The 14,792-nt window shown below is 69.9% G+C and carries 12 protein-coding genes; 1 reads left to right on the top strand and 11 read right to left on the bottom strand.

Annotated elements, in window-relative coordinates:
• Positions 1-13 precede the first annotated feature (13 nt).
• The 11 genes from ABD785_RS04635 to ABD785_RS04585 all read right to left on the bottom strand — a co-directional run bounded on the left by ABD785_RS04635 (position 14) and on the right by ABD785_RS04585 (position 13,469).
• A complete protein-coding gene (locus tag ABD785_RS04635) occupies positions 14-319 on the bottom strand; it encodes a hypothetical protein (RefSeq protein ID WP_344822460.1) in 306 nt (101 codons plus the stop codon).
• Entirely contained in the window at positions 316-1,224 is a 909-nt protein-coding gene (locus ABD785_RS04630) for a glycosyltransferase family 2 protein (protein WP_344822458.1), read from the bottom strand. The genes ABD785_RS04635 and ABD785_RS04630 overlap by 4 nt, the downstream gene beginning before the upstream one ends.
• Positions 1,221-3,434, bottom strand: coding sequence for a hypothetical protein (locus tag ABD785_RS04625; RefSeq protein WP_344822457.1), 2,214 nt, complete (start codon positions 3,432-3,434; stop codon positions 1,221-1,223). The genes ABD785_RS04630 and ABD785_RS04625 overlap by 4 nt, the downstream gene beginning before the upstream one ends.
• A gap of 2 nt (positions 3,435-3,436) precedes the next feature.
• Positions 3,437-4,828 carry a lipopolysaccharide biosynthesis protein gene (locus tag ABD785_RS04620; protein ID WP_344822455.1) on the bottom strand — a complete coding sequence of 464 codons (1,392 nt, stop codon included), beginning with the start codon at positions 4,826-4,828 and terminating at the stop codon, positions 3,437-3,439.
• Positions 4,818-5,600: a polysaccharide deacetylase family protein gene (locus ABD785_RS04615; protein WP_344822453.1), complete on the bottom strand. Its 783-nt coding sequence runs from the start codon at positions 5,598-5,600 to the stop codon at positions 4,818-4,820. The genes ABD785_RS04620 and ABD785_RS04615 overlap by 11 nt, the downstream gene beginning before the upstream one ends.
• A 1-nt stretch (position 5,601) precedes the next feature.
• Entirely contained in the window at positions 5,602-6,702 is a 1,101-nt protein-coding gene (locus tag ABD785_RS04610) for a glycosyltransferase family 2 protein (protein ID WP_344822451.1), read from the bottom strand.
• Positions 6,699-7,769: a GNAT family N-acetyltransferase gene (locus ABD785_RS04605; RefSeq protein WP_344822449.1), complete on the bottom strand. Its 1,071-nt coding sequence runs from the start codon at positions 7,767-7,769 to the stop codon at positions 6,699-6,701. The genes ABD785_RS04610 and ABD785_RS04605 overlap by 4 nt, the downstream gene beginning before the upstream one ends.
• Positions 7,766-8,596 carry a glycosyltransferase family 2 protein gene (locus tag ABD785_RS04600; RefSeq protein ID WP_344822447.1) on the bottom strand — a complete coding sequence of 277 codons (831 nt, stop codon included), beginning with the start codon at positions 8,594-8,596 and terminating at the stop codon, positions 7,766-7,768. Before ABD785_RS04600 ends, ABD785_RS04605 begins: the two co-directional genes overlap by 4 nt.
• Before the next feature lie 129 nt (positions 8,597-8,725).
• Positions 8,726-9,856 (bottom strand): maltokinase N-terminal cap-like domain-containing protein, encoded by a 1,131-nt coding sequence (locus tag ABD785_RS04595; protein WP_344822445.1) that lies wholly within the window; start codon positions 9,854-9,856, stop codon positions 8,726-8,728.
• Entirely contained in the window at positions 9,853-11,550 is a 1,698-nt protein-coding gene (gene treS, locus ABD785_RS04590; protein ID WP_344822443.1) for a maltose alpha-D-glucosyltransferase, read from the bottom strand. Before treS ends, ABD785_RS04595 begins: the two co-directional genes overlap by 4 nt.
• A complete protein-coding gene (locus ABD785_RS04585) occupies positions 11,547-13,469 on the bottom strand; it encodes an alpha-1,4-glucan--maltose-1-phosphate maltosyltransferase (protein ID WP_344822442.1) in 1,923 nt (640 codons plus the stop codon). Before ABD785_RS04585 ends, treS begins: the two co-directional genes overlap by 4 nt.
• Positions 13,470-13,670: 201 nt before the next feature.
• Between ABD785_RS04585 and ABD785_RS04580 the strand changes: the two genes are divergently transcribed.
• On the top strand, positions 13,671-14,780 hold the full coding sequence (locus ABD785_RS04580; RefSeq protein ID WP_344822440.1) for a lipase family protein: 1,110 nt from the start codon (positions 13,671-13,673) through the stop codon (positions 14,778-14,780).
• The last annotated feature ends 12 nt before the right edge of the window (positions 14,781-14,792 follow it).

Here is a 14,792-nt window from a genome sequence, read left to right as displayed (position 1 = left end):
CTAGGTGACAGTACTACTCAGCGAACAGCCAGTCCTCGTCCTCTTCGGCTTTGGCGGCGGCTTCTGCTTCCGCCCGGTGGATCGGGCGGCGCCGCCACGCGAGCAGAGCGGCGGCGAGCGACACGACCGCGACGGCCACCGCCCCGCCGACGGGCGACCACGCCTTGAAGATGATCATCACTTGGACGACGAGGGTCAGCAGGCACAGTGAGGCGGCGACGCCGGCCGTCGCACGACCGAGCGGATCCAGGCCCGGCAGCATCCAGGCGAAGCACGCGGCCGGAACCGCGATCATGAACAGGATGAGGATCGCGTTCACACGCCCCTCCCCATCCGGTCGAGGACCTTCATGACCAGCGCCGGCGGCACGCCCAGCGCGACGACCGTGGCCAGCAGCGCGCGGGCGTCGAGCGGGCGGCGGAGCATCGTCCGCCACGACCACCGCAGCGCCTCGCCCCGGTGCTTCTGGACGGCCTCGGCGAAGGCCACCTTGCCCGCCCAGTGCGCGTAGCCGGCGCGCGGGAAGTCGTACCTGCCCAGCAGCCAGCGGACGGCGCTGGAGATGAGCGGAGCGTTCTGCAGGACCGAGAAGTAGGAGCCCTTGTGCCAGCGGATCCCCACCCCGACCACGGGCAGGTTCCGCACCGGAACCCGTCCGGCGGCGCGCAGCAGGAACTCGTAGTCCTCGCCGTAGCTGCCGGGGATCTCCTCGTCGAACAGCCAGCCCGCCTCGCGTCGCATCAGGATCCCCGACGGATGCAGCTGCGGCATGTGCCCGTGCAGCAGATCGTCGCGGCTGACATGGGTGAGCGGGATCGTCCTGTCGATCTCGAGGTCGGGGCCGAACAGCCGCAGCCCGCAGCAGACGATCTCCGAGTCCGGCTCGTCCCGCAGCACCTCGGCCTGCATCCGCGTCTTGCCGGGCAGGAACAGGTCGGTGTCGTCGCAGAAGGCGACCAGGTCCGTGGTCGCGGCCAGCACGCCGGTGTTGCGCGCCCCCGCCGCCCCCGGCACCCGGTCGTTCCTGATCGCCCGGACGGGCCGCAGCGCGTCGTCGGACACGATGCCCTCGTCGGGGTCGCTGCGGTCGAAGACGACGATCGCGCCCAGGATCCCGGGGTAGTCCTGCCCGGCGATCGCGTCGAGCGTCTCGCGCAGCAGCTCGGGCCGGTCCCTGGTCGGGATGACGACGCTGATGGAGGGCCAGCCGTCCGTGGCGGTCACTGCGGGATCCCTCCGAGGGTGATGAAGCGTTCGACGACGATCGCCAGCAGGCCGAGCAGCAGCGGGAAGGCGATGACGCTGTAGGGGCGCAGCCGCCGCAGCTCGGTGTCGTCCAGGCGGATGCGGCGCAGCTCCCTGGCGGTGAGGACGCCGAGCAGGACGGGCAGGTAGATGAGGCCCGCCGGGGTCCACGGGCTGATCCCGATGACCAGCCCCTTCGGCACGACCGGGGCCTCGGCCGGGACGTCGGGCGGCGTGGCCAGCTTGTACACGGCGGCGTCGCGGTCGGCGAACACGCGCTTGAACTTCGGCGACGCGTCGAGCTGGGCGCGCAGCCGGGTGCCCCAGTCCTGGGGGAGCCCGAAGTTGAGGGTCTGGTACTCGTCGTTGATCCGCGAGGAGTACAGGTAGCTGTTGGAGTCGAGCTGCATGTCCTGCTCGATCCCCTCCAGGGTCGGCTTGCGCGCCGCGAGCTGCGCGGCGGTCGGCTGGACGGGCGGCTTCTTCAGGAGCTGGGCCGCGAACGGCTCCTGCGCGAACTTGGAGTTGGTGTACTTGAACAGCTCGAAGTGCCGGTAGCTCCACGGACCCTGCGGGGTGTTCGAGGCGGCCTCGGCGTTGGTGACGATCTCGCCGGTCACCCAGACGACCGTGATCGGCTTGCCCCGGGAGTCGGTGATCATCGAGTCGAAGGCCCTGAGCTCGCCCGGCCTGACCTGCTCGAACGCCTCGTTGCCGTACCTGACGGTGAGGAAACCTCCGGCGAGCAGCACGGCGGCGCCCGTCGCCACGACGGTCGGGATCCACCGGCGGACCCGCTGGATGCGCGGGATCGCCTTGACCACCGGTACCGGCTTGGGATCGGGGTAGAAGGCGTAGGCGGCCAGGAACACCGCGCCCGGCAGCATGAACAGGTAGGTGCGCAGCGCGATCTCGCCGCCGTAGGACTGGAGGCCGAAGGTCGACACCGGGACGATCAGCAGGATGAACGCCACCCGGTCGTCGATGCCGCGGGCCCGCCGCCGGATCAGCCCGACCAGGGTCAGCAGCATCACGACCAGCACCAGCACGATCCGCAGCATCGCGATCTCGCCGAGGGCCGGATCGCCGATCGCGATCCGCCCGCTGGTCGACTGCAGGAGCGTCTGGAGCGGGTTGCCGCCGCCCGCGAACAGCGTGTTCTTCGGCGACGGCGCCCAGTACCCGTAGGCCATGAAGCTGATCCAGCCGATGTAGATCACACCGCCGAGGATCGGCAGACCGCGCAGCTCGCACCGTCCGACGATCACCAGCGCGCCGGCGGAGGCGATGAACAGGTACGGGGTGAGCTGGTGGGCCGCGGTGCCGGTGATGAGGATCGCGACGAGCATCAGCACCAGGAACGAGCGCTCCCACCGGCCGACGACCATCACCGGGTCCTCGCCGGGCAGCTTCGGCCCGAAGAAGAAGGAGTACAGGCGTCCGGGCTCGGAGCCGGTGCCGCGCCTGCCCGCGCGGCGGGTGCGCAGCACGGTCGGCCGGAAGTAGGTCAGCAGGATCGCCAGGAAGAACAGGTAGAGCAGATAGCCGAACGCCTGCGGTGCCAGGTAGTCCTGGCCGACCCAGTTGGCGACCGGGAACAGCCACACCGCGAACCACTTGGCCCGCCAGTTGGCCTTCATCACCCGGACGATCATCGACAGCGGCAGCAGGTACAGCAGCTGCATGACCACCGGCGACCACTTCAGCACGGTGTTGAGGTCGCTCACCCCGACGGCCTTGGTCAGGAACCCCACCAGCGCGAAGAACGCGGGCCAGGAGAACCGGGCGTCGAGGTTGGTGCCGATCTCCCCGGTCCTGGTGATGTACTCGATGAACCCCGCGTGCTGCCAGACGGTCGGGAAACGGGCGACCGGCTCCATCACCTGGGCGAGCGCGTGCAGTGACACCACCGTGATGACGATCTGCACGCCGAGCAGCAGCGGCGCGGCCCGGCGCAGCGACAGCGTGAACACGAAGGCCGCGACCAGGACGACGGCGCCGAGCAGGGTCGGCAGCGGCAGGACCTTGATCAGCCCGTAGCCGTCGGCGCTCCGCGGGGTGACGCCGTGCAGCGGCACCCAGTACAGCACCGTGCCGAGCCCCACGAGCAGGCTGAGGACGACGACCGGCAGCCGCTCCAGCGGATCCGCCGGCGACGCCTCGGGGGTGGCCGTCGCACGAATCGACACGCTCAACTCATACCTTCCACGGGACCGCCCTGGGAAGGCACCCGGGGACCGGAACGGGTCGCCCGCAGGAGCGGCGGCAGGATGGCGAGGGCGACCACTCCCTGCACGATGACGACGGACCAGCCGACCGCGATCAGCCGGTGGTCGTTCACGAACACCAGGACGCCCGCGAGGACGCCCGCGAACCGCAGCCCCTGGACCATCGCGACCAGCCGGGTGCGCGACCGGACCCGCAGCACGCCGATGTACAGCTCGATGATCGCCTTGGGCAGGGTCGCGAAGGCCAGCAGCATCAGCACGGGACCGGCCTGCTCGCTGAAGCCGCCGCCGAACAGGATCCCCCACGACAGCACCCACGGGCCGGCGAAGGCGACGACCACGGAGATCGGCACGAGGAGCATCACGGTGCGGCGCAGCGCCGCCCTGGTGGTCTCCGCGAGCCGGGCGGTGTCGAAGGAGCCCTCGACCGTCATGGACATGGCCATGTTCAGCGCGAGCAGGTCGAGCATCAGGCCGAACACCCACGCCATCGCGAAGTAACCGTTGGTCTCCGGTGAGACCTTCGCCGCCACCAGGAGCGGAATGAAGTTGATGGTGGAGTGGGAGAAGACCGTCCCGACGTAGTCGCCCGCCAGGTAGCGGCCGACCTCGCGCGGGGTGGGCGTGCGGTGCCGGTTCCTCGTCAGCGCGACGTGCTCGGGGACCAGCCGGCGGAAGATCTTGACGTCCATGGGGACGACGACCAGCAGCACGGGGATCATCGTGGCGAGCACGATCCCGGTGGACGGGTCGATGGTCCAGGCCAGGACGGCCAGCAGCACGAGTTTCAGGATCCCGTAGACGGTGTTCTTCGCCGGGACCCAGCCCGCCCGCCGCAGCCCGGTGAACACGCCGTCCTGCTGGGTGAAGATGTTCCACGCGATGATGAAGACCAGGAACAGCGCGGCCGTGCCCGGCTCGGTCAGGGCGTCGAAGTTGGGGGAGCTCCACCAGGTGAGCGACACCAGGAACACGACGCCCAGCAGCAGCGCGGCGACCGCGCCGACCGCGTAGGTGGCGATGACCAGGCGCTTGGTGGCGGGACCCGCCTGCGGGATGAACCGCAGCAGCATGTAGTTGAGGATCGTGACGCCGCCGATCCCCATGATCGCCTGGATCTCGGCGGCGCTGCGGCCGAAGTCGTCCTGAGAGTGGAAGTGCTTGGCGGCGATCCAGAATCCGAGGCCGAGGACGCCGGTGAGGCCGCCGTTGAGCATCAGCGCGTAGGCGTTGCGGAACAGCGGATTGCTCAGCTCGCCGCGGAGCCTGTCCATGCGGGAGGCGTCGCTGCGGGGCTTGGCCCCGAGGAGGCTGGAGATGTCCTGCGGGCCGGTGCCCATGACCTCAGGATTCACGGCGCAGCACCTTTCCGCAGGCGTACCGCGAGCGGCGGACCAGCGCGTAGCCCTTGGTCAGGGCCTTCTCCTTGCGGAACGGATGCTCGCCCTCGACGATCTTCGCGAACGTCTCCAGCGAGGTGGTGCGCTGCACGGTCAGCCGCGGGATCGCGAACCCCGACACATCGGCGGCGACGTCGTTGGCGACCGCGTAGCCGCTGCTGTATCCGGCGTCCGCGGCGAACCGGCGCACCCGCTCGCTGGAGTACCCGTAGGGGTAGGCCATCGTCGTCACGGGGAGCTGGAGCCGGTCCTCCAGGCTCAGCCTGCTCCGGGTCAGCTCGTCGTGCAGGGGCCCGTCGCGGAGCTGGTCGAGCTGGGGATGGCTGTGGCTGTGCGCCCCGACCTCGATGCCGTGCGCGGTCACCTCGGCCACGTGCGCCCAGGTCAGCATCGCGTCGAGCGGGCGGCCCGCGGCGTCGGGGCCGGCGTCGTCGAGCCAGCCCGTGGTCACGAACACCGTCGCGGGGAAGCCGAAGTCGGTCAGGATCGGCAGGGCCCGGGAGTGCAGGTCGGCGTAGCCGTCGTCGAAGGTGATGACGACCGGCTTGACGGCCTCCACGCCCGCCTCGACGGCCGAGAGCGGCAGCGGGGTGAACCCGCGGTCCTCCAGCACGGCCATCTGGTCGCGGAACGCCCCGGGGGAGACCGCCAGCGGGGCGGTCTCGGGCGGTGCGTCGTCGCGCACCGAGTGGTACATCAGGATCGGCACCCCGGCCGCCCCGGACACCTCACGCCCCCTTGGGCGCCGAGCGGCGGGTCGCCCGCCGCCCGACGAGATAGCCCGTGGCCGTGTAGCCGAGGCCGACGGTGATGGCCGAGGCCCGGCCGAAGCCGCCCACATCGCCCCTGACGGTGTCGCCGAGGCCGCGGAAGGCGCCCTTGGGCAGTGTCTTGAAGGCGTGGGCGCGCTCGTTGGACAGACCGTCCTGGGCTCCGACGCTCTGCGCGACCAGGGCCTTGGACAGGCCCTCGGCGTAGCAGCGCTCACGGAAGTAGGCGAAGCGGGTGCGTTCGGCGGGGACCCGGTGCCAGATGACGGCGCGGCCGTCGAAGAGCTGGACCGTCTCGGGCATCCGCTGGCCGAGCCGGATGCAGAACTCCGTCTCCTCGCAGCCGAGGGGGCGGCTGATGGCGTGGGTGCGGCCGATGTCGGAGGAGAACCCGCCCGCCACCGCGAACGCGTCCCGCCGGAACGAGGCGTTGCCGCCCAGGACGTTGCGGACCGGACCCGGCACCATTCCCCGGTAGGTACCGCCCACGGTCCACTCGAATTCTTCTGGGAACCATCGCGGACGCCGTCCCGTTCTCACGGTGAAGGCTTTCGCAGGACCGGGGCGACGATGGGGGTCTCCGCCCTGGTCCTGCGAGAGCCTTTCCAGTTCCGCGGCTCCCGCCGCGCCCTCCTCGACCAGGGTCGCCTCGGCGCCGAGCTCGTGGAACAGCTCGGCGGACGACGGCGAGCCCGGCCACAGCGAGATGGTGCGCCCGCCGACGCCGATGACCTTTGCGTCCTCGTAGGCGAGGGCGAACGCCGACAGCCACTGCGGCGAGGCCACGGCGTCGTCGTCGAGGAAGGCGACCACGTCGCCCGAGGCGTAGGAGACGCCGGTGTTCTTGCCGCCGGACAGCCCGCGGGTCTCGGCGTTCTCCACGACGCGGACGTCGGGGAGCGCCTCGGTGAGCCGCGCGAACAGCTCCGGGTTGTGGTCGACCGACAGGATGATCTCGTGCGGGGCGTGCCGCTGGCGGCGCACCGACTCGACGGCGGCGTGGACGTCGTCCCAGCGCCTGTCGGTGAACGCGCAGATCACCACCGAGATGGAGGTCATGAGGAGGGCTTCCGTAGCTTGGCGTAGGTCTTGAGTACGCGGTCGGCCTGGGCGTAGAACTTCGGGTTGCTGAGGGCGGCGTCACGGAGCCTGTTGACCGGCACGTGCCGCACCCAGTGCCAGCCGGCCCCGGGGGTGGGACGGGCGACACGGCCCTCGGCGATGGGGAGCTCGCGGCTCTTGAGCCACTCCTTGAACTCCTTGCCGCCCCGGCCCATCCAGATCTCGGTGATCCCGTCCGCGGCGGCCCCCGAGGCCAGCGCGAGATGGCCGATCATGCCGGGGGAGTAGCGGCCGAACTCGGTGTCGTAGGCGGGGAACCAGCCGGCCATCGCGTGCCCGGACCGCAGCCCGAAGTGCATCGACACCGGACGGTCGCCCGCGCGGAGCACGCTGAGGACGCCGAACCCGGTCTCGTGGAAGTGCCGGACCAGATCGACGATCCAGGGCCGGGTGAACCGGTCGGTCCTGCCGGTCCGCTGGTACTGCGCGGACTTCCAGTCCATGAGCCGCTGGAGCTCGTCGGCCGAGGCGGAGGAGAAGGTCGTGGAGACCTCGCCGACCTCGCGGCCGAGCTTGCGCTCCTTGTACTTGATGGTCTTGTGGGTCTTCGGCGCGAGGGCCTTGGCCTCGGTCTCCCACGCGGCGTAGCCCGCCGTCAGGTCGATGATCGGCTCCACCCGGGTGACCTGGTGGTAGGGGGCGAACAGCCGCTGGTGGGCGATGAGGTGGTCGAAGTCCCAGACCCCGATCCGGCAGGCCCGCAGCAGCGCCTTGGCGTCGAGGTCGAGGCCGGGCTCGGCCACGATCCCCTGGAGGTCGGTCAGGCCGAACCCGACGGGGTGCCCGACCCCGGCGCCGTGCCGCTCGTAGGGGAAGAACCCCTCGATCCCGGTGGCGGAGGAGATCACCGCGACGTGCACGTCCTTGCGGAACCTTCCGACGCCGAGCGTGAACTCGGGCGCCATGAAGGGGTTGGCGAGGGCGGGATCGGTCCCCTGGATCTCGCGCCAGCGCTCCAGCTCGGACGAGCCCAGCTCGCCCGGCCTGAGGATCTCGATCTTCATTTGGCCCTCGCGGCGGCCAGCTGGCCGACGGTCACCGGCTCGAACGGCTGGGTCAGCTGCCCGCTGTCCAGCTTTCCGGCGAACCGCAGCCTGAACATGGTCCGCAGCACCCGCCAGCCGTCGCGGAAGGTGTTGAGGTTGGACTCCCCGAAACGCCGGTGCGACTCGTGCGAGGCCACCTCGGCCACGCGCAACCCCGCCCGGACGGCGTTGATGCAGATCTCCGTCTCGATCTCGAACCCGGTCGAGACGAGCTGGAGCCGCTCGACCGCCGACCGGCGCATCGCCACGTAGCCGTAGCAGAGGTCGGTCCACTTCTGGCGGTAGAGGATGTTCGCGGTGCGCGTCAGCCAGAGGTTGCCCTTGTCGCGCAGCCAGGTGAGGTCGTCGGAGCCGCCGCCGCAGTTGTAGCGCGACCCCTTGACGAACTCGAAGCCCCGGCACAGCAGCGACAGGAAGCTGTCGAACTCGGCCGGGTCCATCGAGCCGTCGGCGTCCAGCATGATGATCACCTCGCTGGTCGCCGCGGCCATGCCGGTCCGCATCGCGGTCCCCTTGCCGGTGGGCGGCTCCACGATGATGACGGCGTCCGGCCGCAGCAGCCGCGTGATCTCGACGGTGCCGTCGGTCGACTCACCGTCGACGATCACGACCTCGTCGACGGCGGTCAGCCGCGGCAGGAGCCATCGGAGGTTGTCGGCCTCGTTGAGCGTGGGAATGACCGCCGTGACGGTCGGCCATTGGGTCCGCCGCCGCGACAGGTCCAGCCGGTTCCTGCGAAGCGTCGGGGAGATCATCGCCGGTGCGAGGGAATGCTGGGTGTTCATGGGGGCCCCCGGGGGAGGTGGGTGTCTGACTCTTTTGATGTAGGCAACCCTCGCGATGTTCACCGCTGCATGGAGATCGTGGAGTTAGGCATCGATCACGCAGAGTCATTACCGACAAACGCCGCTATGTCACTCGAAGGTGCTGAGGGGGATCGGCAGCCAGTGAGGACGGTTGCGCGCCTCGTAAACGACCTCGTAGACCGCCTTGTCGTAGACGAAGGCGCGCAGTGGGACGGGGTGGACGGAGGGGTCGGGCCCGCCGGCTTCTGCGTAGCCGGAGCAGAAGGCGGACCGGTGCGGATCGGACCATGACGGCGTGTGGCCGAAATGTGCCGCGTAGTCGAACGACCTGAGCATTCCCGCCACATCTCTCAGAGGGTGAGCGGGCGCGCGCCGTTCTTCAAGGGGTTTGCTGGGCTCGCCCTCGAAGTCCAGGAGTCTCCACCCGTCGGGAGTGCTCATGACCTGGCCCAGGTGGTAGTCACCGTGGATCCGCTGGGCCGGCATCGGCCCGTGGGAGGCCAGATCGGCGAACGCCTCGGCGATCCGTGCCCGGTGCGGCGCCAGCCGCGGGACCTCCGAGCACGCGGCGTCCAGGCGCGTGGTCATGGTCCTGGCCAGCGCCTGGACGGCCGGAGCCGGAATCCGCGCGACGCCGAACACGGCCGCGAGATCCTTGTGGACGCGGGCCGTCGCCGCGCCCAGCGCGTGGGCATGGGCGCGGAAGTTCCCGGTGGCGGTGGCGAGCTTCCAGCCGTCGACGCCGTCGGCGAGGAACTCCGAGACCATCCCGAGGGTGGTGGTCACGCCGTCGATGTCCGTCTCGAACCAGCCGTGCAGCCGGGCGACCTGACCACGTCCGGTCAGCGCCCGGGTGAGCTCGAGATCGGGGTTCAGGCCCGGGGTCAGCAGCCGGAAGACCTTCCCGATGGCGCTGCGGCCGTACACGAAGGAGGTGTTGGACTGCTCGGCCCCGAGCGGCCGCGCGGGCAGGCCGGGGTCGAGCGGCTCCAGCGAGCGGAAGCGGAGCCCGCCGAGGTCGGCGCCGGCGGCGCAGGCCGACAGCAGGAACGCGGGGAAGCCGTCCCCGTCCAGGTGCTGGTACAGCGAGGTCTCGTCGTCCTGGCGGACCTCGATGAGCTGGTGGGTGAGACCGTCCGCCAGAGGAGTGCTCCGGCGGACGGTCACCGAGGTGATGGGGCGGCCCTTTCCCGCGAACCAGCGCTGGCGGGGCAGCCATGCCTCTAGCGAAGTCGTCATTCCTCCAAACGGGGCGCCGGGGGCAGCACGAACCAGTAGAAGCCGTGGCCCGGAAGGGTCATGAGGTAGGGCAGTTCCCCGATCGCGGGGAAACGCACCCCGCCCATGCACTCGATCGGGGAGATCCCCTCGAACCGGCGCAGGTCCAGCTCGACGGGCTGGGGGAAGCGCGACAGGTTGTTGACGCACAGGACCCGGTCGTCGCCGAACTCGCGGATGAACGCCAGGACGGCCGGATTGTCCGCGCTGAGCTCGACGTAGGAGCCGTTGCCGAAGACCGGATGCCGCTTGCGGATCTCGATCATCTTGCGGGTCCACAGCAGCAGCGAGCCCGGATTGCGCTGCTGCGCCTCCACGTTGAGCGCCTGGTAGCCGTAGATCGGGTCCATGATGACCGGCAGGTAGAGCCGGGCCGGGTCGCAGGAGGAGAAGCCCGCGTTGCGGTCGGGCGTCCACTGCATGGGCGTGCGGACGCCGTCCCGGTCGCCGAGCCAGATGTTGTCGCCCATGCCGATCTCGTCGCCGTAGTACAGGACGGGACTGCCCGGCAGGGACAGCAGGAGCGCGTGGAAGAGCTCCATCTGGTTGCGGTCGTTGTCGAGCAGCGGGGCCAGCCGGCGCCTGATGCCCACGTTGGCCTTCATCCGGGGATCGCGCGCGTACTCGGAGTACATGTAGTCGCGTTCCTCGTCGGTGACCATCTCCAGGGTCAGCTCGTCGTGGTTGCGCAGGAAGATGCCCCACTGGCAGTTCTCGGGGATCTTGGGCGTCTGGGCCATGATCTCCGAGATCGGGTGGCGGGACTCCCGGCGCACCGCCATGAAGATGCGCGGCATCACCGGGAAGTGGAAGGCCATGTGGCACTCGTCGCCGCCCGTCGCCGGGTCGCCGAAGTACTCCACGACGTCCGCCGGCCACTGGTTGGCCTCGGCCAGCAGGACCCGGTCGGGGTAGAGCCGGTCGACCTCGGCCCTGACCCGCTTGAGGTACTGGTGGGTCTCCGGCAGGTTCTCGCAGTTCGTGCCCTCGCGGGCGTACAGGTAGGGGACGGCGTCCAGGCGGAATCCGTCGATGCCCAGGTCGAGCCAGAACCGCAGGACCTCCAGCATCGCCTCCTGGACGTCGGGGTTGTCGTAGTTCAGGTCCGGCTGGTGGGAGAAGAAGCGGTGCCAGTAGTACTGGCCGCGGACCGGATCGTGGGTCCAGTTCGAGGTCTCGGTGTCGACGAAGATGATCCGGGCGTCCGGGTACTTCTCGTCGGTGTCGGACCACATGTAGAAGTCGCCGAACGGGCCGTCGGGGTCGCGGCGCGACTCCTGGAACCACGGGTGCTGGTCGCTGGTGTGGTTGATGACCAGGTCGGCGACCACGCGGATGCCGCGGGCGTGCGCCTCGTCGACGAGCTTCACGAAGTCGCCCAGCACCCCGAACTCGGGGAGGATCTTCATGTAGTCGCTGATGTCGTAGCCGCCGTCGCGCAGCGGGGACTCGTAGATCGGCAGCAGCCACAGGCAGTCGATGCCGAGCCACTGGAGGTAGTCCAGCTTCTCGATGAGGCCCTTGATGTCGCCGGTGCCGTCGCCGCTGGAGTCGGAGAACCCGCGGATCAGCACCTCGTAGAAGACGGCGGTCTTGTACCAGTGGGGGTCGCTGGGCGTGCCCTCGGCGAAGGTGTTCTGAATGGGAGGAGTCAAGCTGCGGAGCCCCCTTCGATCGTGAACACGTGCGCCGGCTGGTGGTGCGGGTCGAGGCGCACGTAGTTGTGCTCGTGCCAGGTGTAGGTCGCGCCCGAGAGAACGTCGGTGACCTGCTGGGGGTCCGGCCAGTCGAGGTGGACCATGGTTTCGCGCGGGTGGTGCGGGTTGAGGTTCACGACCGCGAGGACGTCGCCCTTGGAGAAGGCGATCACTTCCGGGTCGTCGGTGGGGTGGAAGGTGAGGGTGCCGAGCCGCTGGAGCGCCGGGTGGTCACGGCGCAGTTCGTTGAGCGTCGTGAGCAGCGGCGCGAGGGAGTCCTCCGCGGTCCAGTCGCGGTCCTTGAGCTGGTACTTCTCCGAGTCGCGGTACTCCTCGCTGCCCGGCCGCACCGGAAGGTGCTCGCACAGCTCGAACCCGGCGTAGACACCCCAGGCGGGCGACATCAGCGCCGCCAGGACCGCCCTGATCTGGAACGCGGGACGGCCGCCGTGCTGGAGATAGGCGTGCAGGATGTCCGGCGTGTTCACGAAGAAGTTCGGCCGCATGTAGTGGGCCGCCGCCTTGAGCTGCTCGCCGTACTCCTGGAGCTCGTCCTTGCTGTTGCGCCAGGTGAAGTAGGTGTAGGACTGATGGAAGCCGATCTTGCCGAGGGTGTGCATCATCGCCGGGCGGGTGAAGGCCTCGGCGAGGAACAGCACGTCGGGATCGGTGCGGTCGATCTCCTTCAGCAGCCGCTCCCAGAACCTGACCGGCTTGGTGTGCGGGTTGTCGACCCGGAAGACGCGGACCCCGTGGTCCATCCAGTAGCGGACGATCTCCAGGACGGCCTGGTAGATGCCCTCGGGGTCGTTGTCGAAGTTGACCGGGTAGATGTCCTGGTACTTCTTCGGCGGGTTCTCGGCGTAGGCGATCGTGCCGTCGGCCCGGGTGGTGAACCACTCCGGGTGCTCCTTGACCCACGGGTGGTCGGGGGAGCACTGGAGGGCGAGGTCGAGGGCGATCTCCAGGCCGAGGCCGTTCGCGCGCTCGACGAAGGCGTCGAAGTCGTCGATCGTCCCGAGGTCGGGGTGGATCGCGTCGTGGCCGCCGTCGGGGGAGCCGATCGCCCACGGGCTTCCGGGATCGTCGGGGCCGGCGTTGAGGGTGTTGTTCGGGCCCTTGCGGTACTGCAGCCCGATCGGGTGGATCGGCGGCAGGTACAGGACGTCGAACCCCATCGCGGCGACCGCGGGAAGGCGCTTCATCGCGGTCTGGAACGTGCCCGACTGGGGCGGGCGGCGTCCCATGGGGTCGAAGACGGCGCCCTCGGAACGGGGGAAGAACTCATACCAGCTGCTGAACCGGGCCTGCCTGCGGTGCACCTTGAGGGGGAACCAGGCCGTGCGGGTCAGGAGCTCGCGCACCGGATGCGCCTCCAGGACGTCGCGCAGCTCGTGGACCTTCCCCAGCAGCAGGCTCGCCGGGAGGGCGCCCTCCTTGAAGGCCTCGGCGAGCTGCTTGACGGGCGCCCGCAGGGCCTTGGGCGTGCCCTTGGCGGCCCTGGCGAACAGCCGGGCCCCCTCCAGGACGACCAGATCGAGATCCTGGTTGCGCGGGACCTTGATCTCCGCGTCGTGCAGCCAGTGGGCGATCGGATCGCCCCACGCCTCGATCCGGAAATGCCACGTTCCCGTCTCCTCGCCGACGTCTATCTCGGCGGTGAGGCGGTCGGTTCCGGGCTGTTTTTCGGTGAGCCTGATCCAGGGCCGCTGAGTCCCGTCGGGCGAGCGCAGCGTGACCCCCGCGCCGAGCATCTCGTGCCCTTCGCGGAACACGGTCGCTGCGACGGTGAGAGTTTCGTCCTGGGCGGCTTTCGCGGGCCATCTTCCGCAGTCGACCACAGGCTGGACATCGAGAATGGGGATTCTGCCGATCATCTCTCCCCACGCTAGCCGCGTACTCGCCGGTATTTCCCCCTCTTCTCCCAGGTAACGATCATCTCCCTTATTCGTCATCTCCGGGACATAGACCATGCCCACTCCCTTACCTAAACGGACCACCGCAAACCGGCGGAATGTCCGATCTCGGACGCCATCGACCCCTGGCGGCACCGCCACATGACCCGCTAGTAACGGGTCATGCTGATCAGGATCGCGATGGCGGGAACCCTGCTGGCGACCGTTCCCGCGGTCCCCGCCGCGGCCGCGGAGCCCGCCCCGGGACGGCTCGTCTCCCGGGCCCCGCTGGCCCGGAAGCTGTGGCTGCCCGGAACCGGGCGGGCCTACCAGGTGAAGTACTGGACGAAGGACGTGCGCGGCCGGGCGGCGGTCAGCACCGGCGCCGTCTTCCTGCCCAAGGGCAGGGCTCCGCGCGGCGGCTGGCCGGTCGTCTCCTGGGCCCACGGCACCGTGGGCGTCGGCGACTCCTGCGCGCCGACCCGGGCGGGACGCTCCGCCCGCGACATCAAGTACCTGAGGCGGTGGATCGCCCAGGGCTACGCCATCGTCGCCACCGACTACCAGGGGCTCGGCACGAAGGGCGTCCACCCCTACGGCGACGGCCGCACCGAGGCCCGCAACGTGATCGACATGGTCCGCGCGGGACGCCGGACGACCGCCGCCCTGTCCCGGAAGTGGGTGGTCATCGGGCAGTCACAGGGCGGCCACGCGGCCCTGTTCACGGCGTCGACGGCCGCGCGGTACGCCCCCGAGCTCGACTACCGGGGCGCGGTCGCGACCGGCGCCCCGTCCAACATCGAGCTGATCGCGCCCTACGCCGGACCGATCGTCCCCGACCTGGGCCTCGACGGGCTCGTCACCTACTTCGCCTACTTCCTGGCCGGGCTGCGCGCCTCGCACCCGTCGCTGCGGGTGGACCGCTACCTGACCCCGGCGGGCGTGAAGGCCGTCGACGCGGCCGAGCGGCTCTGCTACGACGCCATGCACGAGCGCGTCTCCGGGCTGTCCATCGGCGCGATGCTGGCCCGCGACCTGAACGTCCCGGCGTTCTCCGCGGCGATCCGCTCGGCGATCGAGGTCCCCCTGGACGGCTACGGGGCGCCCTTCTACGTGGCCCACGGCGTCCTCGACACCGACGTTCCCCTCCCGCTGACCTACAAGCTCGTCGCCGATCTGCGCGCCCGCCACCGTCCCGTCACGTTCAAGGCCTACCCGGGCGCCGACCACAGCGCCAACATGTTCGCCTCGCTGCCCGACACCCTGCCCTTCGTCCGCCGTCTCCTCCGCTGATTCACCGTGCGG

Source organism: Actinocorallia longicatena (genome assembly GCF_039534125.1).
Taxonomy (GTDB): Bacteria; Actinomycetota; Actinomycetes; order Streptosporangiales; family Streptosporangiaceae; genus Actinocorallia; species Actinocorallia longicatena.
The sequence above is the reverse complement of the archived record's forward strand: the minus strand, read 5'-3'. Positions and strand labels throughout refer to the sequence as shown.

Bases quoted from the DNA above. Each gene is read 5' to 3' on its own strand.
- ABD785_RS04595 (WP_344822445.1), bottom strand. From the start codon at position 9,856: ATGACGACTTCGCTAGAGGCATGGCTGCCCCGCCAGCGCTGGTTCGCG.
- ABD785_RS04585 (WP_344822442.1), bottom strand. From the start codon at position 13,469: ATGATCGGCAGAATCCCCATTCTCGATGTCCAGCCTGTGGTCGACTGC.
- ABD785_RS04600 (WP_344822447.1), bottom strand. From the start codon at position 8,596: ATGAACACCCAGCATTCCCTCGCACCGGCGATGATCTCCCCGACGCTT.
- ABD785_RS04610 (WP_344822451.1), bottom strand. From the start codon at position 6,702: ATGACCTCCATCTCGGTGGTGATCTGCGCGTTCACCGACAGGCGCTGG.
- ABD785_RS04580 (WP_344822440.1), top strand. From the start codon at position 13,671: ATGCTGATCAGGATCGCGATGGCGGGAACCCTGCTGGCGACCGTTCCC.
- ABD785_RS04605 (WP_344822449.1), bottom strand. From the start codon at position 7,769: ATGAAGATCGAGATCCTCAGGCCGGGCGAGCTGGGCTCGTCCGAGCTG.